This is a genomic window from Streptomyces pluripotens, from assembly GCF_000802245.2.
GTDB lineage: Bacteria > Actinomycetota > Actinomycetes > Streptomycetales > Streptomycetaceae > Streptomyces > Streptomyces pluripotens.
Window position 1 is genome coordinate 2,870,444 of record NZ_CP021080.1, and the last position, 19,355, is coordinate 2,889,798.

Here is a 19,355-nt window from a genome sequence, read left to right on the forward strand (position 1 = left end):
CGCCGACTTCACTGTTCTGCCGCGCACTTACGCACTGCTCGGCCTCAAGTGAGGCCCGCGAGCCCCTCGATGGCGGTGAGGTTGCGGTTGAACGCGTCGGTGAGCGGGGTGGTGAGACGCCGAAACGGGAGCCGTGCCCGGCCCAGGCGGCTTCGCCGCCTTCAGCCATGGGCTGCGGCCAGGTGCTCCGCCAGCCGCGGGGAGGCGAACTCGGTGCCGCAGACAAAGCGCATCACCGGGCCGTAGGAGGACGCCGCCGAGAGGCCGGTGAAGTACAAGCCCGGTACGGAGGAGACGTACCCGGGTCCCAGTTTCGGCGTACCGCGGCTCACCGCGAGCCGGGTGCGCAGTTCGTACCCGAGGAAGTCCATCGCCGCGATGTCAACGCGGTAGCCGGTGGCGGCGATGACGTGGTCCGCGGTGAGTCGCTCGGTCCGGCCTGCGTGCGTGCGGACCGTGAGGACGGGGGTGCCGTCCCGGGACTCGGCCCCCAGCACCCGCTCGACCTCGTGGACCTGCACCCGGTCCGTGAAGCGTTCACGCAGCCACCAGGCCCCGAGCGGGCCCAGGACCCGGCGGACCAGGTAGTGGCGGGTGGCATCGGGCAGGTAGCGGTAGGGGTGCGGGTAGTAGCTGAACGCCCACAGCGACCAGGCGCGTCCGAACGGGGACGCGGGCCTGAACCTGGGCTGTTTCCAGGGCGGGGAGCCAAAGGCGACCCGGCCGCGTCCGCGCGAGACGACACGCACCGTGGCGCCCGCCTCGGCGGCGAGCGCCGCCGTCTCCAGCGCGGACTGTCCCGCGCCGACGACGATCAGCTCCTTGCCCACGAAGCGGCTGAGGTCGTGGTGCTGGGAGCTGTGCGAGACCGGGCCCGTCGGGGCGGGTCCGCCGGGCGCCGCCACGGCCAGCTCGGCGGGGAGATGCGCGAGGCCCGACAGGCCGGTGGCGGCGACGACCGCCCGGGCCGTGAACGACTCCCCCGATTCCAGTGTGAGCGCGAAGCCCGCGTTGTCGGCGCGGTCCACCGAGACGACACGGACCCGTTCCAGGCCGGGGACGAGCTTCTGCTGGAACCACTCGCCGTAGGCGGTGAAGGTCTCCACCGGGATGATGTCCTCGTCGGTCACCAGACGGCGGGTTCCGGCCGCGTCGCAGTAATCGGCAAGGGTGTAACCGGACTGCGGGCAGTCGAGGCTGGAGGCAGCGGGCGTCGACTTGAGGAGCATCCCCTCGGGCATGTGGTCCCGCCAGCTCACCATGGGGTCGCCGAAGACGCGGACGGGGATGCCGCGCGCCCGCAGATGGGCGGCGGTGGACAGGCCGAACGGCCCGGCCCCGATGACTGCTACCGGTCGAATCACGAAGTCCCTCCCCAGGACGCGGTGCGCCACCTGTGTGGCCTTGCCTCCTTCATGGAGGTGCGACTGCCCCGGCGGTTGGTCCGCCACAGTTGGTAGAGGTGCTTCGCGCCCGGGCGCACGAAGCGGGCGAGCATCGTGAGGAACGGCAGCGGGTCGTCACCCGCGAGCCAGGCCAGCTCCGTACCGCTCGCCTTCGCCGGCGCGTGCGGTGTCGTGTAGCCGCTACGGCGGTAGGCGAGGAGGGCGGGCAGGTCGATGTTCTCCACGATGTAGCGGTGACCGGTGCGCTGTTTTCCCTCCGGAACCGGGCGGCCGGTCAGGTGCAGGTGCAGGGCACGGACGACGTCCACGCCCGGCTCGTTCTCGAAGAGCCTGAACTGGGCCCCCATGCGCGGGTTGAAGTCGAGGAGCTTGTACTGTCCGTCGCGCCGGTCGAAACGCAGATCGAGGTCGACGATGCCGCTGAAGCCGATCTGCTTGACGAAACGAGCGGCGAGGTCGGCGAGTTCCGGGTTGTCGACGACGTACGCGTTCGCCGTCATGCCAACGTGCGGCGGCCAGGAGCGGACCTTGACTCCGGTGAACATCGCCAGCGGTTCGCAGTCCGCGCCGAAACAGGCGTGCACGATCCAGTCCTCGGCCTCCTCCCGCGGCAGGTATTCCTGGAGGATCACGCCGGGTACCTCACCCCAGTCGCGGGCGAGCGCGAGCAGGCCGTCGCGGGTGCGGATCCTCGTGGTGCCGTGCACGGCCGGCCGTGCACGCCGCAGGAACGCCTCGCGGTTCTTGGCCACCACCGGGAAACGGGCCGTTTCCGCGAAGGCGGCGACGTCGTCGTACGACCGCGGGAACGCGGCAGCCGGGCTCGCGACGCCGTGCTCCGCACACAGTTCGTGCAGCCCCTGCTTGCTGGCCAGCCGGCGGGGCAGCGCCGGCTCGACCCGCAGGAAGAGGAAGGGGCCGGCCAGTGCGTCCTGGTGTTCGGCGATCAGCACGGCGGCCTCTTCGTCCGTGGGGATCAGGACGGTGGGGCGGCCGATCCGACGACCGATGCGCAGCAGGCCCTCGACCAGGCGGCCCGGCTCCTCCGCGCCGGTCGTCGGCCAGACGTACGCCCTACTGAGATAGCGCGAGGAGGCCGCCGGAGTGTACGGGTCCTCCGTGATGGCGTACATGGGCACACCCAGTCGGCCGAGGCTGCGGATGGCGCCGACACCACCATGGTGCAGCGGGTAATCGCCGAATTTGACGATCAGCCCCGGCACGTCGCGGTCGGCCTCGAACGGCACGCTGACGGTGTTCTTGACCATGGCCCCCACGTGTCCCCTCATGGGAACGGGCCCACGCCGTCCGCGTCCCCAAAGGACGCTAAGTCGGAACTACCCCACCTGACAAGGCTTATTAGGACATTAAGAGCTCTTTAGTCATTATCCGAGCAATCTTTCGATCACTCCTCGGCAACCTTTTCGGTCGCCCTCGGGGGCACACCCCGGAGCACTGCCCAAGACACGCATCCCGGCCGTAACGTGTGGCGCAACCACATGGAACGTATCGCCATGCCAGGCCCGGATGAGAGTGAGGCAGTACCCCATGCCCCCCTTCGACGTCCCCGAGGGTGACCCCTTCGGCCCGCACAACCTTCCCTACGGCGTGTTCTCGCCCTCGGGCAGCACGGAGCGCAGGGTCGGTGTCCGGCTCGGGGAATACGTCCTCGACGCGGGCGCCGCAGCCGCCGCGCTGCGCTCGCCACACCATCCGCTGCTCGCGCGCCCCACCTTGAACGCCCTGCTGGCTGCCGGCCGCCCGACATGGTCACAGGTGCGGCACGCCGTGACGGCCTGGGTCACGGACCCCGCCCACCGCGAAACGGTCGAACCGCTGTTCTACTTGCTGTCCGAGGTGACCCTGCACCTGCCCTTCGAGGTGGCGGATTACGTCGACTTCTACGCCTCGGAGAACCACGCCCGCAACGTCGGCCAGATCTTCCGCCCGGACGCCGAGGACTCCCTCACCCCGAACTGGAAGCACCTGCCGATCGGCTACCACGGCCGCGCCGGCACGGTGATCGCCTCGGGCACGGACGTCGTGCGGCCGTCCGGACAGCGCAAGGGTCCGGGCGACCCCGCGCCCGTCTTCGGCCCGTCGATCCGGTTGGACATCGAGGCCGAGGTCGGCTTCGTCGTGGGCGCACCCTCCGAGCTCGGCAAGCAGGTCGGGCTCGGCGACTTCCGGGAACACGTCTTCGGCCTGTGCCTACTGAACGACTGGTCCGCGCGGGACATCCAGGCCTGGGAGTACGTCCCTCTCGGCCCCTTCCTCGGCAAGTCCTTCGCCACCTCGGTGTCGGCCTGGATCACCCCGCTGGACGCGCTGGAGCACGCACGCGTGGCGCCTCCCCAGCGCACCCACCCGCTGCTGCCCTACCTGGACGACTCGACACCGCAGACCGAGCCCGGCGGCTACGACCTGCACATCTCCGTCGCGATCAACGGCCATGTGGTGTCGGAGCCGCCGTTCTCCACCATGTACTGGACCGCTGCCCAGCAGCTCGCCCACATGACGGTCAACGGGGCCTCGCTGCGCACCGGTGACCTGTACGGCTCGGGCACGGTGAGCGGGCCGGAGGAGAGCCAGCGGGGCTCACTGCTGGAGCTGACCTGGAACGGCCGCGACCCACTCGAACTCCCAGACGGAAAGCGGGCGTTCCTGGAGGACGGGGACGTGGTGACCCTGTCGGCGTGGGCCCCCGGGGCGGACGGGCGCCGAGTGGGCCTGGGGGAGGTCAGCGGGCGAATCGTATCGGGGTGAATCCCGTCCCGTCCGTGAGCGCCCCGACTCACGCCGGTCATGCGTGACAAGCGATTGACACGAAACCCGCACGGGCGGCATCTCGTACTCACCCCTTGATACAAGGGGTGAGTACGAGCCTGTGCCTTCACCGGGGTTCGTCATGGTCGACAGCACGCTCTCGCATCGGAACAGCACGCTCTCGCATCGGATCCGGCGGGGCGGAAGGCCCGGCGTCCCGCAGGCCCGTCGACCGCCACACCCGTTGGACCGGCGGGAGGCCGGCGAAGGGGACCACGCTGGGCACAGTCTCAGCAGGTGCGGTTTCAGCAGGCAGGCGGACCAGCCCGTTCCAAAGGACGGCCGGTGAGCGGCGCTGCCGCGCGGGTTGACACCACCAGTCCGGTCCCGCCGTACAAACGGATCCGCTCCCAGCTCGCCGCACCCGTCAACCCCGGCGGCTGGCCGAGGGCGAACGGCTGCCGACGGTGCGGCACCTGGCCGCCGAACTGGGCTGACGACGGGCACCGCGGCTCGTACCCACTGCGGACTTGGAGACGGCGTCCCTGATCCGGACCCGACGCCGCGCGGGCACCCGCGCGGCTCCCCCGCCGACACGCGCGCACCACCCAGATCCGATGCGAACTCGGCTCGCCAGCAGGCGAGTTCGTCACACAGGCACGGAAACCGGGCGCGGCCGGCCCGGAGGCACTGGGCGCGGTGCCCCACGGTCCTGCCCGAGTAACGGCGAAAGTCCACCCGCAACAGCCCCGATCGGGGCGTGAGGCCGGAAGCGGGCGCGCGGCACCCGGTGCGCGCAGTGGTCGCCGAGCGGTCACCCCGGGACGTCGGGGCCTCAGGCGCTCACGGTTGTTGATGCGGTGGGTCGCGCCCCCAACCGGCCGCCGCCTTCTGCACTTCGTGCCCCACCTCTTCCCAAGCACCGGGGTGCGCGGGGCGCCCAAGAGGATGAGAAGCCGGACGACATGACGGCCCCGAAGCCACAGGCCAGTGCGCTGACCCGATTGCGCGCCAAGCGGTCACTTCCGGCCAAATCGACAGCGACCAGCCACCGCACACGGCGCCCCGGTGGAGCCGGGATGGCCACCGCCGCCACTTCGCCACCTGCGGTCTTCGCGAAGCCGATAGAGAGTCGATAGCGGCGGCGGTTCGGGGGGATAGCAGGGGGCGACACAGTGGTTCCCGCCAAAGCGGCCGAGCCAGCCCGCCCACCGAATCGTGAGGACTTGATGATGACCGAAACCCAGCCCCGACCGACACCGAGGGGGGTGACGCCCTCCGATGTGGCCGTACTCAACGCGGTCGTCAAGCGGTTCACCAACGCCAAGGGCGAGGAGTTCACCGCCGTCAACGGGCTGGACCTGCGGATCCGGCGCGGTGAGGTCCTGGCATTCCTCGGGCCGAACGGTGCGGGCAAGACGACGACCATCGACATGCTGCTGGGCCTGACCCGGCCGGACTCGGGAGACGTGACACTGTTCGGGCAGGCGCCCCGGCAGGCGGTGCGCGCCGGGCAGGTGGCCGCCGTGTTGCAGTCGGGTGGGCTGCTGCCGGACCTGACCGTCGAAGCCACTGTCCGCATGCTGGGCTCGCTGCACCCTGGCGCCGACCCCGAAACCGTGATGGGCAGGGCCGGGATCACCCGGCTGCGGGACCGCCGGGTCTCCGAGTGCTCCGGCGGCGAACAGCAACGGCTGCGGTTCGCCGTGGCGCTGCTGTCGAACCCGGAGTTCCTGGTGCTCGACGAGCCGACCGCCGGCATGGACGTGGCGGCTCGGCGCGACTTCTGGGCCACCGTCCGCGAGGACACCCAGCACGGTATGACGGTCATGTTCGCGACGCACTACATGGAGGAGGCCGACCAGTTCGCCGACCGGGTACTCATGATCGACGAGGGGCGCGTGGTCGCCGACGGCTCCGCCTCCTCGATCCGCGCCCGGATCAGCGGTCGTACGGTCTCCGCCCTGATCGCCCCGCAGGACGCCACCGCGGTGGCCGCCTCCCCGGGGGTCCGCGCCTGTGTCGCCCGCGGCGAGCGCTACTACTTCGACTGCACCGATTCCGACGCCCTGCTGCGGCTCCTGGTCACCCGGACCTCCGCCACCGAGATCGAAGTCGCCCCCCGAAGCCTCGAAGAGGCCTTCATGGCCATCACGAACCAAGGCCGTAGCGCCCAGGAAGGCCCGCGATGAGCACCCTGACCGCACCGACCGACCGCCCTCACTCCTCGTCCTCCTTCAGCGGGGTGAACCCCACCTTCCTCCGCTACGAGCTGCGTCGGCGCTTCAACCGCCAGACCACGATCTTCACCCTCCTGCTTCCGGCTGTCCTCTACCTCGCGCTGTTCCGCACCGCCCCGTCCCACGGCACGCTGCCGCACGGCAACTTCGCCGCCTGGATGATGATCGGCCTGGCGGTGTACGGCGCGGCGATGGCCGCGACCAGTGCGTCCGCCACCATCTCGGTGGAGAAGTCGGTGGGCTGGATGCGCACGATCGCGCTGAGTCCGCTCGCCCCGCCCGGATACCTCCTGGTCAAGGTGGTCTGCTCGGTGGTGATGGCCGCCGTGCCGGTGGCCATCGTCGGCGTGCTCGGCTGGCTCACCGGTGCGCAGGCAGACACCAAGGTCTGGGTGACCTCGCTCCTGGTCGCCTGGCTCGGGGCCGCCGTCTTCGCCGCACTCGGCATCCTGCTGGGCCTGGCCCTCAAGCCCGACGTCGTGTTGCACATGCCGGGCCTGACCATGACCGCGCTGGCCTTCCTCGGCAACCTGTTCATCCCGCTCAGCGGCACCATGTTGGAGATCTCGCGGTACACCCCCATGTACGGCGTCTCGACACTCGCCCGCTACGCCCTCACCGACGGCTACAGCTTCAGTGGTGAGCACTCCAGCCTGCTCGGCGCCGTCGTCAACATCGTCGCCTGGTTCGCGGGCTTCTCCTTCGCGGCGATCCGCCGCTTCACGAAGAGCACCGGTCGCCAGTAGCGCGCACCACCTCGTCACACGACCACCGCGCCCGCCGGCCCCGCGCCGTGCGAGGGGTTCAACACGAAAGGGGGATAGAACACATGTTCGCAATCATGGCACCGGGTCAAGGGTCCCAGACTCCCGGCATGCTGGCCGGCTGGCTGCGCGACCCGGTCCACGCCGAGCGCGTCCAGGCCTGGTCCGAGGCGGCGGACTGCGACCTCGCCCACTTGGGCACCAAGGCCTCGGCCGCGGAGATCGCCCGAACCGAGAACACCCAGCCCCTCCTGGTCGCCCAGGGCCTGCTGGCGCACCAGGCGCTGGCCACGGCGGTGGCGGAGGGCGCCGCAGTGGCGGTCGGCCACTCGGTCGGCGAACTCACCGCCGCCGCATTCGCCGGAGTCCTCACGCCCACCGACGCGGTGCGACTCGCCGCGGTGCGCGGCCGGGCGATGGCCGCCGCCTGCGCCGAGGCTCCCACCTCGATGGCGGCCGTGGTCGGCGGTGACGAGCCGGCGGTGCTCGCCCGGATCGCCGAACACGGCCTTACCGCTGCCACGTTCAACGGGCCCGGCCAGATCGTTGCCGCCGGCCTCACCGAGGACCTCCAGCGGCTCGCCGCTGCCCCGCCTCCCTCGGCGACGGTGAAGCCGCTGACGGTCGCGGGCGCTTTCCACACCGCATACATGGAATCCGCACGGCAGGCCGTCGCTGCAGCCGCCGCCGGGATCGACTTCGCCCCACCGCGCACGGTCCTGCTCTCCAACGCCGACGGCGAGGCGCTCGCCACACCCGAGGCGGTCCGGCAGCGACTCGTCGACCAGGTGGTGCGCCCGGTCCGCTGGGACCTGTGCCTGCGCGGCCTGGCCCGATTCGCCCCCGGGGTGACGGTGTCCCTGCCGCCCGCCAAGACACTGGCCAACATCGTCCGACGCCAGTACCCGGAACTCTCCGTCGTCCCGGTCGGCTCGGCCCGGGACATCAGCAAGGCGCTCGCCCGCATCGAGGCGACCGAGTCCGCCGAGGGGGGACCCATCCGTGCAGGTGTCTGACCTCTTCGAGCGCAGCCGCGCCCCGCGCGCCGCCCACCCCGCCCTGATCGACTCCGAAGGCACCCTCAGCTACGCCGAACTCGGCACCGCCGTCGACCGGGCGGCCGGCTGGCTGCGCACCCGGGGCATCACCCCCGGAGAACGTGTCGTCTACACCGGCGGCAACCACCGTGCCTTCCTCGCCCTGTTCTACGCCACCCTCCGCATCGGTGCCGTTTTCGTCCCGGTACACCCGGGACTGACGGACGTGCAGGTGTGCCATGTCGTCGACGACTGCTCGGCCGCCCTGGCGATCGCCTCGCCCGGCGCGGGAGAACGGGCCGGAGACACCGTGACGGTGCAGCAGGCCTGGGAGGAGATCCAAAGCACCTCCGCCGACGGCTTCACCGCCGACGTGTCCGCCGACAACGTGGCCATGCTGATCTACACCTCGGGCACCACCGGCCGCCCGAAGGGCGTGGTCTGCCCGCACCGTCCGATGGTCGCGGCGGCGGAGTCGATCAACTCCCGTCTCGGATACGGCCCCGACGACGTGGTCCTGTGCCGTCTGCCGCTCTCCTTCGACTACGGGCTCTACCAGGCCCTGATGTGCCACATGACCGGCGGCACCCTGGTGCTCGCCGAACGCGGCGGCGACGTCAGCCTGTTGCGCGTCATCGAACGCCACGGCGTGACGATCGTCCCGCTGATGCCCGCCCTGGCCCAGATGCTCACCCTGCTGCAGAGCAAGCAGCGCCGACCGGTGGCGGTGCGCCTGTTCACCAACACCGGCGCACGGCCGGGACGGTCGGTCATGGCCCAACTCCTGGAGGTTTTCCCGGGATCGGCCTTCGCCTCGATGTACGGCATGACCGAGTGCAAGCGCGTCTCGATCCTCGACCCCGCCGAGTACGCCGCCCACCCCGACTCCGTCGGCCGGCCCATCCCCGGCGACCAGGTCCGCATCGTCGATGGCGAGGGAGTCGAGCTCGGCCCGCGCCGGACCGGAGAGATCGTCGTCTGGGGCAGCACCGTGATGGCCGGCTACTGGCGGACCCCGATGGAGGCACAGCAACGCTACGTCCGCAGAGCCGACGGCTCACTGGAACTGCACACCGGCGACCAGGGCTTCCTCGACGAGGACGGGCGGCTCTACTTCGTCGGCCGCGATGACGACATGGTCAAGCGGAACGGGATCCGGCTCAGCCTGACCGAGATCGAGGACGCCGCCGAGCAGATCCCGGGTGTGACCGCGGCGGTGGCCTTCGCACCGGACTCCGAGGGTGGCCACCTGCAGTTGGCCGTGCAGTCCCCGCTCGCGCCGGAGGAGGTGCGCACTCAGCTGGCCTCGCACCTGGACCGGAACCGGATGCCCGATGTGATCACCCGGATCGAGGCCGTACCGCTGACCGGGAACGGCAAGCCGGACCGCAAGGCGGCCTGGCTGCTGGTCCGCGCGCCCGACGCACCGAGCGCCGCCGACGCGCAGCCGGAGCAGCCGGAGCAGCCGGAGCAGCCGGAGCAGCCGGAGCAGCCGGAGCAGCCGGAGCAGCCGGAGCAGCCGGAGCAGCCGGAGCAGCCGGAAGAACAAAACACACCGACGGCACCGACGACACAGACGAGGACCAGCGCCCATGACTCAGTCGCAGTTTGACCAGCTCGTCGAGCAGATCTGCTCGGTCAAGGTCACCGACGCCGAGACCCCACTCGTGGATCTCGGTGTGGACTCGCTCCACACCGTCGCCCTGGTGATGGCCGTGGAGGAACGGTACGGCGTCGAGATCGACCCCGAGGTGCTGGCCGACCCCAAACTCACCACCTCGGCGCTCCTGTGGCACTCCGTGCAGGAAAAGCTGTCCGGTGACCTGCCGGCGGACTCCGCGAGATGACCGCCATGTGGACCGACACCCGACCCGCGGTGGAGATGCCGCAACTGTTCGAGCGAGGCGGTGACCTGATCTCCTTCGCCGGAGGACTGCCCGACCTGGACGTCCTTCCGCTGGAGACGATCTCCGCCCAGCTCTCCCGACTGGTACGGCTCGGCGGAAAGCTTGCCTTCCAGTACAGCACCCCGCATGTCGCCAAGGCCCTGGTCCCGGCGATCACCGACCTGATGGCCCGGGAGGGCGCAGCCACCACGGCCGAGAACCTGGTTCCGACCAACGGCTCCCAGATGGGCCTCATGGCGGTGGCCCTCGGTCTGGCGGCCCCCGGCCAGACCGTCCTGGTCCAGACCCCTGCCTACCCGGGGGCTGCAGCGGCCTTCCGTACCGCCGGCCTCGACCTGTGCTCCATACCGGAGGACGCCGACGGCCTCGCCCCGGCCGGCCTGCGCGAGACGGTGCTCCGGCTGCGCGCCGAGGGCCGCACCGCCCGTCTCCTCTACTGCAACCCGACCTTCCAGAACCCAACCGGCACGACCCTCTCCCTCGCACGCCGCGAGGAACTCCTCACCGTGGCACGGGAGCTGGACCTCCTGGTCGTCGAGGACAACCCGTACGGTCTGCTCGGCTTCGACGGGCAGACCGCCGACACCCTCCAGGGCCTCGCCCCGGAGCACGTGGTCTACCTCGGGACCTTCTCCAAGGTGTTCGCCCCGGGCCTGCGCTGCGGCTGGATCGCGGCGCCGCAGGAGGTGGCGCACGCCCTGCGCCGTACCACCGAGGTGATGGCGCTGTCGCCGTCCGCGCTGGCCCAGGCCTCGCTGGCCGCCTTCCACGCCCGCAACGGCTGGACGGAGCTGATCGACGGCTACCGCGCCAGCTACCGGGAGCGGTCGGCGCTGATGGCCGACGCGCTGGAAGCCGAACTCGGTACCCAGGGCCCGTGGACCTGGGAACGGCCGGAGGGCGGCTTCTACATCTGGCTGCGCCACCGTGAGGGAGTGGACACCGGCACCTTCGTCGCGGCGGCGGCCGAGCAGGGGGTCTCCTTCGTGCCCGGCAGCCACTTCGGACTCGGCGGGGAGCACGCGGACGCGCTGCGGCTGTGCTTCAGCCATGTGCCCAAGAAGCGGATTGCCGAGGGGATCTCCCGGCTGGCGTCCGCGTTCCAGCAGGGGGCGGCAACATGACCGGCACCCTCGACACCACCCGGGCCCTCGACTGGACGGCCTTCGGACCGTCGTACCGCCTGGGCGACTCCCCCTGGACGGTGTGGGGCGTCGGGCTGCTGCGCGGGGCCGGATTCCCGGTCTCCGGACTCGGCCTGATCGGCGGACCGCGGGCGGCACGGGCCGCGGCACGGGTGGGAACCGACGGGCAGGACGCCTTCAGCGCCGCCTACCGGGCCGACACCGCCGCCGAGTCCGAGCGGCTGGCCGAGCTGGCCGCCGACGACCGGTTCCGCCGGGCGATCGCCTGGCAGAACCGCACCGTCTACCGCCTCCTCGACTCGGTCGCGGCGGGGAAGGGGCCGGAGTCCAAACGCCGTCGGCGCGAGCGCACCCTCGCCATGTACTGGCTGCGCTACTGTGCCAAGGCCGAGACCATCGGCTTCTTCGGCCCGGCGGCCTGGATCTCCGTCGGCCAGGGGCAGCGGGCCGTCGACTTCGAGGCCGGCCCGGCGCTCACCGCCGCCGACCGGACCTCCCTGGAACGCTGGACCGTCGCCGCCCTCGCCGACTGGATGGCCGAGCAGCCGGGCGCCCGCTGGTGGTTCCCACCGATGCTCCGCCCCGATGTGCACCTCGACGGTGACCGACTCGTCATGCAGGGCGGCCGTACCGTGCGGCTGCGCGAGGACGACGCCGAAGTGCTGCGGCTGGCCGACGGCGACCGCAGTGCCGAGGCCATCACTCAGGCCACCGGCTGGGACCCGGCCACGGCACGGGAGCGGGTGGAGAAGGCCCTGAACCGGCTGCTCCGACAGCGGGTTCTGACCTGGGACCCCAACATCCCCGTGGACGTACGTGCCGAGGAGGTCCTGCGCCGGCGCGTGACCGCGATCGGCGACCCGGAGCTGTTCGTCCGCTTCGACACCGTCCTCACCGAAGTGGACCGGCTGCGCGCGGACATCGACCGCGCGGGCAGCGCCGAGGAGTTGGTCGGCGCGCTGGACCGGCTCGACGAATTCTTCGTCCGTACGACCGGTCAGGCGGCCTCCCGCGAGGAAGGCAAGGCCTACGCCGGGCGCACCCTCTGCTACCAGGACTCCCTCCGGGACTGCCGGATGGACCTGGGCCGCGACTTCCTCGACGGCATCGGCCGGCCACTGGCCCTGGTCGCGGACGCGGCCGACTGGTTCGGCAACCGGCTCGCCGAACTGGTGGAGGCCGAGGTAGCCGGGTTCGTCCGCAAGGCCGCCGCCCGCCGGAGGGACGTCACGCTCGCCGACGTATGGACGCAGGTGCTCGCCCTGTTCTGGGGTGCGAACGCCACCCCGGTGCACACCGCGACCCGCGAACTCGGGGAGAAGTGGCGCGAAGTGCTGGACGTCGGCACCGAGCGCCGGGTCCGCATCCGGGTCCAGGACATCGAGGACCGGGCCCGCGCGACCTTCGCCACCGGCCCGGTCCGCTCGCCCCATCTCGCCGTGCACAGCCCCGACCTCCAGGTGGTGGCGCCATCCGTGGCGGCGATCAACGCCGGTCGGTACACCGCCGTCCTCGGTGAGCTGCACGCCTGCCTGGCCACGTTGGACCTGCCGTTCCTCGACTGGACCACTGATCAGGGGTCCTTGAGGGACAAGGTCAACGCGGCGATCGGTGCCCGGCGGCTGGTGCCGCTGTTGCCGGTCGAATGGAAGCGCAACAGCGGCCGTATGGTCCCCGCGCCGATCGGCGCCGGCGACCGGCTGCTCGGCTTCACCCGGGCACCGTACGACGACCGCACCCGCGTGGACCCGGCGGCGGCGGTCCGGCTTTCCGAGACGGACGGCACGGTCACCGCGACCACACCCGACGGGCGCTCCTGGAGCGTCCCCGAGCTGCTCGCAGTGCCGGTGTCGATCATCGCCGCGGACGCCTTCAAGGTCGGCCTCGACCGGGCGCACGCCCCGCGCGTGACCCTCGACGACCTGGTGCTGTTCCGGGAGACCTGGCGGCTGCCGGTCGCCTCGGTGGCCCTGCCGGACAAGGCGGACCGGGAGTGCGACTACCTGGCCGTACGCCGGTGGGTGGCCGAGCACGCCCTGCCCGACCTGCTCTTCGTCAAGTTCCCCGAGGAGACGAAGCCCTCCCTGGTCGACTTCACCAGCCCCACGCTGGCGCTGTCCTTCGCCAACCTCGTCCGCACCGCGCGCCGGCTCGACCCCGACGCGGTCGTCGCCCTCAGCGAGCCGCTGCCGGCGCCGGACGACTCCTGGCTGCCGGACGGCGACGGCGAGCGCTACGTCAGCGAACTGCGGCTCCAGATCAGCAGAAAGGTGCCGGAATGACCGTCCTCGCCTCGGACGGCGCGGCCCTGCGGAACCGCGCCGTCCGCTCCCGGGACCCCGACATCATCGCGACGATCGGCGGAACCCCGCTCGTCGCCCTCGACCGACTCTTCCCACCCGCCCGGTTCCAGGTCTACGCCAAGTGCGAGCGCTTCAACCCCGGCGGCTCCGTCAAGGACCGCGCCGCCCGGTCGATGATCGAGCACGCCATCGAGACCGGGAAGCTCCTCCCCGGTGTGTCCACAGTGGTGGAGTCCTCCTCCGGCAACCTCGGCATCGCCCTCGCCCAGCTGTGCAACTTCCACCAGCTCCGCCTGATCTGCGTGGTCGACCCCCGCACCACCGCACAGAACGTTGCCATCATGCGGGCCTACGGAGCGCGGGTCGAGGTGGTCGACCGGGACCCGGCCACCGGCGAGTACCTACCGGCCCGGATCGCCCGGGTGCAGGAGCTGCTGGACAGCGTCCCGGACGCCTACTGGCCCAACCAGTACGCCAACGAGCACAACGCCCGCGCCCACCACCACACCATGCGGGAGATCTGCGAGGCCCTGCCCGAGGCCCCCGACTACCTCTTCCTCGCGGCCGGCACGGTCGGCACCCTGCGCGGCTGTGCCGAGTACATCCAGGGCCACGGCCTGGACACCCGGGTGGTCGCGGTGGACGCGGTGAACAGCGCGATCTTCGGTCCGCCCGAGCCCTGGGAGCTGGCGCACCAACGCACGATCCCCGGGCACGGGGCGGCGGTAGTGCCCCCGCTACTGCGGCCGGGCCTCGCGGACCGGGTCGTCAAGGTCACCGACGCCGACTGCGTCCGCGGCTGTCGCCGACTCCTGGCCCGGGAGTCCATCCTCGCCGGCGGTTCCTCCGGCGCCGTCGTGTCCGCCCTGCTCGGCGCCGCCCCGGGGATCGAACAGGGCGCGACCTGCGTCGCCGTCCTTCCCGACGGCGGTGACCGCTACCTCGACACCATCTACTGCGACGCCTGGGTGGAGACCCACTTCCCGGACATCGACACCCCCGACGACGCCATCGAACAAGAAAGGAACGAGCCGTGAGAATCCTCGGCCGCGACGATGTCCGCACCGCCATGACCGGTCTCGAACCCACCGTCCTCGAAGCCGTGCGCAGCGCGTACGTGCTGCACGGCCAGGGCCACTCGCAGGTGCCGTTCTCCAGTTTCCTGCGCCCGCCGCGGCCGGCCGGCTCCCGCATCATCTCGCTCCCCGCCTATCTGGGCGGCCCGGAGCCCGTGATGGGCCTGAAGTGGATATCGTCCTTCCCGGCGAACGTCGAGCAGGGCCTCCAGCGGGCCTCCTCCGTCCAGATCCTCAACGACCTCGACACCGGCTATCCGCTGGCCCTGCTGGAAGGCAGCCAGATCTCCGCCTCGCGTACGGCGGCCAGTGCCGCCCTGGCTGCAGGCGCGCTGCACGGCGAACGCCGGGTGCACACGGCCGGGTTCATCGGCTGTGGCACGATCAACCAGCGCGTACTGGCGTTCCTCGCTCTGACCCACCCGGAGCTAGAGACCGTGATCCTGCAGGATGTGGTCCCGGGCCGCGCAGAGGTCTTCGCCGCCGAACTCGCCGACGAGTACCCCTCGCTGAAGTTCCGCACCGGTGAGGTCGGCGACGCGCTGGGCGCCGAGACGGTGAGCATCGCGACCACCGACTCGACGTACTGGCTGGACCTGGCCGCGCACCCCGGCCGCCCCGACCACCAGGTCGTCCTGCACCTGTCGCTGCGCGACCTGAACACGGCCTCGGTGTTGGGCGCGTACAACGTGGTGGACGACGTCGAGCACGTGATCCGCGAGCAGACCTCGCTGCACAGGGCCGAGCAGGAGGTGGGGCACCGGACGTTCGTGCACGCCGAGATCGCCTCCGTGCTCGACCGCTCCGAGCCGCCGGCGACGGACCGCACGATCGTCTTCTCGCCCTTCGGCCTGGGCATCCTGGACCTCGCGGTCGCGCAGGTCGTGCTCAGTACCGCTGTCGAGGCGGGTCTGGGCACCGAGGTCGAGGGCTTCGACCCGGGCAGCCACCGGGTGACCTCCGTGATGGCAGGGAGGGCGTCATGAGCCCCCTGTTCCCCGAGGGCACCAAGGCCCTGGTCACCGGCGCCTCGCGGGGCATCGGCGCGGCGGTCGCGGTCGCGCTGGCCGGGCACGGCTGTGACGTCGCGCTCAACTACCGCTCCAAGGCCGCGAAGGCGGAGGAGGTCGCCGAACAGATCCGAGCCCTGGGCCGGGAGGCCCTGCCCATTCGGGCCGACGTCTCGGACGAGGCCCAAGTTGCCGCCATGTACAAGGAGTTGAAGTCGGCCTGGGGCCGCCTGGACGTCGCCGTCCTCAACTCCGGTGTGACCGCCGACGGGCACCTGGCCGCGATGAGCAGCGCCAAGTGGCAGGAGGTCATCGCCACCAACCTGACCGGCACGTTCTTCACCGCCCGCGAGGCCACCAAACAGATGTACGCGAGCGGCGGCGCGATCGTCCTGATCGCCTCGACCAGCGGCATCGCCGGCAGGGCCGGGCAGGCCAACTACGCAGCCAGCAAGGGCGGGGTGATCTCCATGGCCAAGACCCTGTCGTACGAGGTGGCCCCGCGCGGCATCCGAGTCAACGTGGTGGCGCCCGGCTTCATCGACACCGACATGGTCAAGAAAGTGCCGCCGGCCCAGATGAAGGAAGCCCTCCAGGCCATCCCGATGGGTCGGGTGGGAGCCGCCTCCGAGGTGGCCCAGGCGGTGGCCTTCATGGCCAGCCCCGCCGCCTCCTACATCACCGGCAAGGTGCTCACCGTCGACGGCGGAATGATCCCGAACTAGTCGCATCAGCCCACCGTGCGACTCACCCACAGAAAGGAAACCGCTCATGTCCGTCCCCACCTTCGAGGACATCCGCAGCCAGGCCGAGGCGCGCCTGGAGAAGAACATGAAGGTCAAGTCGATGATCATCGACCGGCTGGGCCTGGACGTCGAGCCGGCCGTCGTCTCCGACAACCAGCCGCTGTTCGGCCGCGGTCTGGAGATGGACTCGCTGGACACCCTGGAGATCGTCGTCATGGTCAACAACGAGTACGACGTGCTGATCAGCGACGACGACTTCGAGGCCTTCGGCTCCATCAACGCCCTGGTGGACTTCGTCGAATCCCGCGAGGTCTGAGGTGACGGCTCGTCCCGAGGCCCCCGCCAAGAAGAAGTTCTCCTACTCCTCCGACGACATCAAGCGGATGCTCCCGCACCGCTGGCCGATGCTGATGATCGACCGCGCCCACGACGTCGTCCCGGGCGTCTCCGGCCTCGGGGTCAAGGCCGTCTCGGTGAACGAGCCCTTCTTCGCGGGCCACTACCCGGACCACTCGATCATGCCGGGTGTGATGATCGTCGAGGCCATGGCCCAGCTGGTCGCCGTGGTGTACGTCGCCGAGATCATCGAGGCTCCCGAGAGCGAGGCCGCCGCCGGTGATCCGTCCGAGAGCGTCGGCTACCTCGGGTCGATCAGCTCGATGAAGTTCTCCCGGCTCGTCGTCCCCGGTGACCAGTTGACGCTGGAGGCCAAGCTCGGGCAGCGCCTGGGCGCGCTGCGGCAGGTGTCGGTGCGGGCGAAGGTCGGCTCCGAGCTCGCCGCCTCCGGCTCCCTGATCGTCACCACTGGCCGCAAGGCCTAGTGCCGGCGGGTGCGCAGCCGGAAAAACCCCGGTATTCCCCAACAATCCCAGCAATTCATAGCAATCCGAAGAACCCCGACAAGGAGGAGGTGAGGAATGTCCATCACGATCCGCCCGTACCAGCAGGACGACGCGTACGGCATCGCTGAGCTCTACAACCGCCACCGTGACAACCCGAACCCGGTGGCCGGCGGAGTCAGCGGTGAGGAGTTGGACCGCGAGCTGGCCGAACGGGACACGGACAGGTTCCTCGTGGCCGTCGACGACGGGCGTGTGGTGGGCACCTTCGGCCTGTTCCACACCACTGGCCGGCGTTCGGCCCGCGCCGGTGAGCTCATCGCCGACATGTTCTTCGTGGCCCCCGCCTACCGCAACGGCGTCATCACCGGACGGCTGTTCACCGAGGCCGTGGAGTGGATGGTGCAGTCCGGCTGCCTCGTGCTGCGGCTCACCGTCAACCCGGCCAACTCGGTGGCGTTCAAGCTCTACCGGCGGGTCGGCTGTGTGTCCGTGGGGCACACCGTGCCCGGCGAGGACGGCAACGTCGAACTGCACAACTACATCCCGCTGATCCTGCGCAGCGTCTTCGCCGACCTCGGCGACGAGGTCAGGGCGGCGCTCGGCCAGTTGAGCAGCTTCGGCACCGTCACCGAGTCCCGGGACGGCGAGCTGCGCTCCGACGTCCGTCCGGTGGACGGGGTCCGTACCGTCGACTACCAGCTGGCCCTCGGCGAGTTCCGGCTCACCGCGAGCGTGGACGTCGACCGGGGCGTGGTGCGCGAGGCGGCGGTCACCGGCCCCGACGGCGCCGCCCGCTCCCTGCGGCTCACCGAACCGCCCTACCAGGTGCGCGCCACGCGGCGGCTGACACCGCACCGGTTCGGGTCGGACGGGCTGGTGTGCGAGCTGGACGGCGATGACGGGACCCTGCGGGTGCTGGCCGACGGCCACCACGGGCCGCTGCTCGTCTCCACCTGGCCCAGCTGCCGGGCGAACCGTCCGGCGGGCTGGCGGGAGGGCGAGCCGCGCGATCTGGACGTGGTGCCCGTCGAAGGCGGGGTCCGGGTCACCGAGCGGTGCGGGGACAAGGAGGTGGTGGGCACCGTCACCCTCGAAGGGGGCGTCCTGCACCAGGTCTTCGCTTTCACCGACCAGCCGGGCCGGATCTTCCAGTCCGTCGGACTGCGTCAGGGCACCTTCGTCCACCCCGACGGACAGCACCATCCGATCGGTCTCGGCCTCGGTGTCCGGGACGCCTCCGAGGTGGTCGCCGCGGCCCAACCCGTGCCCGTCGGTGCCCGGCTGGCCTGGCACGGCGCCTCGGTCGAGATCGGCATGCCGGTGCACGAACCGGCCCGGCTGATCCACAGCGGACTGCTGGAGCGGGGCCTCACCCTCGGCGCGGACGGCGTGGCGCGCCTGCGCACCGAGTTCCGCGGCACGGCAGCCGTCCGGACCGCGGCCACCTCCCGTACGGCCCCGAAGGGCGGCGCGGTCCGCCGGGTGGAGCTCAGTGCCGCCTCCGCCGGCGTCACCTCGTGGAAGGAGGGCACCACCAAGGTTCTGCGCAGCCCGTATCCACGCACCCGCGCCTTCGGCTGCAACCCGCGCTGGTCGGCGGGGATGTGGGTGACCACGGAGCACAGCCGGTTCAGCCGCGCCAGTGGTCTCGGCTGGGGGGTGCGGACGGCAGGCGGCTGGGAGGAGAAGCACCCGCTCGCCCTGTTCGCCCCGCGCGAGCGCATCGGCTGGGAGGTCATCGCCCCCGAGGACCCGGCCGAGCCGGTACGCGTCGACATCCAGGCTCCGGACGGCGAGGAGGAGATCGTCCTCTGGCTCACCCCGAACACCCCGCGGAAGACCACCGTGGTCCTCGACTCCGCCGGCACTCGCTGGGAGCTGGCCTCCTCCGACTTCCGCCAGGTGTGGGCCGCTTCGGCCTCAGTCCGACTGTCCGACGGCAGCTGGCTGGACTGCCGGCCCGCCGGGCCGGGCGCCGAGCACGCGGAACTCGTCCTGCGCACCACCTCCAGCGGCCTGCTGATCGGCTGTGTCTCGCCGGCAGCGCGGGGGACCTCCTGGCACCTGGCCGTCCACACCGGCTGACTCTCGACTCACCGTCCTTGAAAGGAAA

At 71.1% G+C, this 19,355-nt stretch carries 16 protein-coding genes; 14 read left to right on the forward strand and 2 right to left on the reverse strand.

The window, feature by feature from the left end; all coding sequences use genetic code 11:
• Positions 1-161 precede the first annotated feature (161 nt).
• Together LK06_RS12760 and LK06_RS12765 are read right to left on the reverse strand one after the other, a co-directional pair.
• Positions 162-1,364: an FAD-dependent oxidoreductase gene (locus LK06_RS12760; RefSeq protein WP_039651201.1), complete on the reverse strand. Its 1,203-nt coding sequence runs from the start codon at positions 1,362-1,364 to the stop codon at positions 162-164.
• Positions 1,361-2,674, reverse strand: a complete 1,314-nt coding sequence (locus LK06_RS12765) for a carboxylate--amine ligase (RefSeq protein WP_052269841.1) — start codon at positions 2,672-2,674, stop codon at positions 1,361-1,363. Before LK06_RS12765 ends, LK06_RS12760 begins: the two co-directional genes overlap by 4 nt.
• A gap of 280 nt (positions 2,675-2,954) precedes the next feature.
• Here LK06_RS12765 and fahA point away from each other — a divergent pair, with 280 nt between their 5' ends.
• The 14 genes from fahA to LK06_RS12835 all read left to right on the forward strand — a co-directional run bounded on the left by fahA (position 2,955) and on the right by LK06_RS12835 (position 19,327).
• Positions 2,955-4,172: a fumarylacetoacetase gene (fahA, locus tag LK06_RS12770; protein WP_039651128.1), complete on the forward strand. Its 1,218-nt coding sequence runs from the start codon at positions 2,955-2,957 to the stop codon at positions 4,170-4,172.
• Positions 4,173-5,440: 1,268 nt separating this feature from the next.
• A complete protein-coding gene (locus LK06_RS12775; RefSeq protein WP_234367400.1) occupies positions 5,441-6,364 on the forward strand; it encodes an ABC transporter ATP-binding protein in 924 nt (307 codons plus the stop codon).
• The gene (locus LK06_RS12780; RefSeq protein ID WP_039651124.1) at positions 6,361-7,158 is read left to right on the forward strand and encodes an ABC transporter permease; all 798 of its coding nucleotides are present in this window, start codon (positions 6,361-6,363) and stop codon (positions 7,156-7,158) included. The genes LK06_RS12775 and LK06_RS12780 overlap by 4 nt, the downstream gene beginning before the upstream one ends.
• An 83-nt stretch (positions 7,159-7,241) precedes the next feature.
• The gene (locus tag LK06_RS12785; protein ID WP_039651122.1) at positions 7,242-8,192 is read left to right on the forward strand and encodes an ACP S-malonyltransferase; all 951 of its coding nucleotides are present in this window, start codon (positions 7,242-7,244) and stop codon (positions 8,190-8,192) included.
• On the forward strand, positions 8,179-9,825 hold the full coding sequence (locus LK06_RS12790; RefSeq protein ID WP_078858683.1) for a class I adenylate-forming enzyme family protein: 1,647 nt from the start codon (positions 8,179-8,181) through the stop codon (positions 9,823-9,825). The genes LK06_RS12785 and LK06_RS12790 overlap by 14 nt, the downstream gene beginning before the upstream one ends.
• Positions 9,806-10,060: an acyl carrier protein gene (locus LK06_RS12795; RefSeq protein ID WP_039651119.1), complete on the forward strand. Its 255-nt coding sequence runs from the start codon at positions 9,806-9,808 to the stop codon at positions 10,058-10,060. The genes LK06_RS12790 and LK06_RS12795 overlap by 20 nt, the downstream gene beginning before the upstream one ends.
• Positions 10,057-11,244, forward strand: coding sequence for an aminotransferase-like domain-containing protein (locus LK06_RS12800; RefSeq protein ID WP_039651117.1), 1,188 nt, complete (start codon positions 10,057-10,059; stop codon positions 11,242-11,244). Before LK06_RS12795 ends, LK06_RS12800 begins: the two co-directional genes overlap by 4 nt.
• Positions 11,241-13,547 (forward strand): lantibiotic dehydratase, encoded by a 2,307-nt coding sequence (locus LK06_RS12805; RefSeq protein ID WP_043431928.1) that lies wholly within the window; start codon positions 11,241-11,243, stop codon positions 13,545-13,547. Before LK06_RS12800 ends, LK06_RS12805 begins: the two co-directional genes overlap by 4 nt.
• Positions 13,544-14,605, forward strand: a complete 1,062-nt coding sequence (gene sbnA / locus LK06_RS12810; protein ID WP_078858682.1) for a 2,3-diaminopropionate biosynthesis protein SbnA — start codon at positions 13,544-13,546, stop codon at positions 14,603-14,605. The genes LK06_RS12805 and sbnA overlap by 4 nt, the downstream gene beginning before the upstream one ends.
• The gene (sbnB, locus tag LK06_RS12815; protein ID WP_043431926.1) at positions 14,602-15,630 is read left to right on the forward strand and encodes a 2,3-diaminopropionate biosynthesis protein SbnB; all 1,029 of its coding nucleotides are present in this window, start codon (positions 14,602-14,604) and stop codon (positions 15,628-15,630) included. Before sbnA ends, sbnB begins: the two co-directional genes overlap by 4 nt.
• The gene (gene fabG, locus LK06_RS12820) at positions 15,627-16,379 is read left to right on the forward strand and encodes a 3-oxoacyl-ACP reductase FabG (RefSeq protein WP_039651112.1); all 753 of its coding nucleotides are present in this window, start codon (positions 15,627-15,629) and stop codon (positions 16,377-16,379) included. Before sbnB ends, fabG begins: the two co-directional genes overlap by 4 nt.
• 46 nt (positions 16,380-16,425) lie before the next feature.
• The gene (locus LK06_RS12825) at positions 16,426-16,716 is read left to right on the forward strand and encodes an acyl carrier protein (protein ID WP_039651111.1); all 291 of its coding nucleotides are present in this window, start codon (positions 16,426-16,428) and stop codon (positions 16,714-16,716) included.
• Between the two features lies 1 nt (position 16,717).
• Complete coding sequence (gene fabZ / locus LK06_RS12830; protein ID WP_039651109.1) at positions 16,718-17,221, forward strand: 3-hydroxyacyl-ACP dehydratase FabZ; 504 nt, start codon at positions 16,718-16,720, stop codon at positions 17,219-17,221.
• Between the two features lie 96 nt (positions 17,222-17,317).
• Positions 17,318-19,327, forward strand: coding sequence for a GNAT family N-acetyltransferase (locus tag LK06_RS12835; protein WP_039651107.1), 2,010 nt, complete (start codon positions 17,318-17,320; stop codon positions 19,325-19,327).
• Positions 19,328-19,355: the final 28 nt, after the last annotated feature.

What these genes read in the sequence shown, in the direction of transcription:
- LK06_RS12765 (WP_052269841.1), bottom strand. Translation starts at nt 2,674, where the DNA reads ATGGTCAAGAACACCGTCAGCGTGCCGTTCGAGGCCGACCGCGACGTG.
- fahA (WP_039651128.1), top strand. Translation starts at nt 2,955, where the DNA reads ATGCCCCCCTTCGACGTCCCCGAGGGTGACCCCTTCGGCCCGCACAAC.
- LK06_RS12795 (WP_039651119.1), top strand. Translation starts at nt 9,806, where the DNA reads ATGACTCAGTCGCAGTTTGACCAGCTCGTCGAGCAGATCTGCTCGGTC.
- fabG (WP_039651112.1), top strand. Translation starts at nt 15,627, where the DNA reads ATGAGCCCCCTGTTCCCCGAGGGCACCAAGGCCCTGGTCACCGGCGCC.
- LK06_RS12805 (WP_043431928.1), top strand. Translation starts at nt 11,241, where the DNA reads ATGACCGGCACCCTCGACACCACCCGGGCCCTCGACTGGACGGCCTTC.
- LK06_RS12825 (WP_039651111.1), top strand. Translation starts at nt 16,426, where the DNA reads ATGTCCGTCCCCACCTTCGAGGACATCCGCAGCCAGGCCGAGGCGCGC.
- LK06_RS12780 (WP_039651124.1), top strand. Translation starts at nt 6,361, where the DNA reads ATGAGCACCCTGACCGCACCGACCGACCGCCCTCACTCCTCGTCCTCC.
- sbnA (WP_078858682.1), top strand. Translation starts at nt 13,544, where the DNA reads ATGACCGTCCTCGCCTCGGACGGCGCGGCCCTGCGGAACCGCGCCGTC.
- LK06_RS12785 (WP_039651122.1), top strand. Translation starts at nt 7,242, where the DNA reads ATGTTCGCAATCATGGCACCGGGTCAAGGGTCCCAGACTCCCGGCATG.
- LK06_RS12800 (WP_039651117.1), top strand. Translation starts at nt 10,057, where the DNA reads ATGACCGCCATGTGGACCGACACCCGACCCGCGGTGGAGATGCCGCAA.
- LK06_RS12835 (WP_039651107.1), top strand. Translation starts at nt 17,318, where the DNA reads ATGTCCATCACGATCCGCCCGTACCAGCAGGACGACGCGTACGGCATC.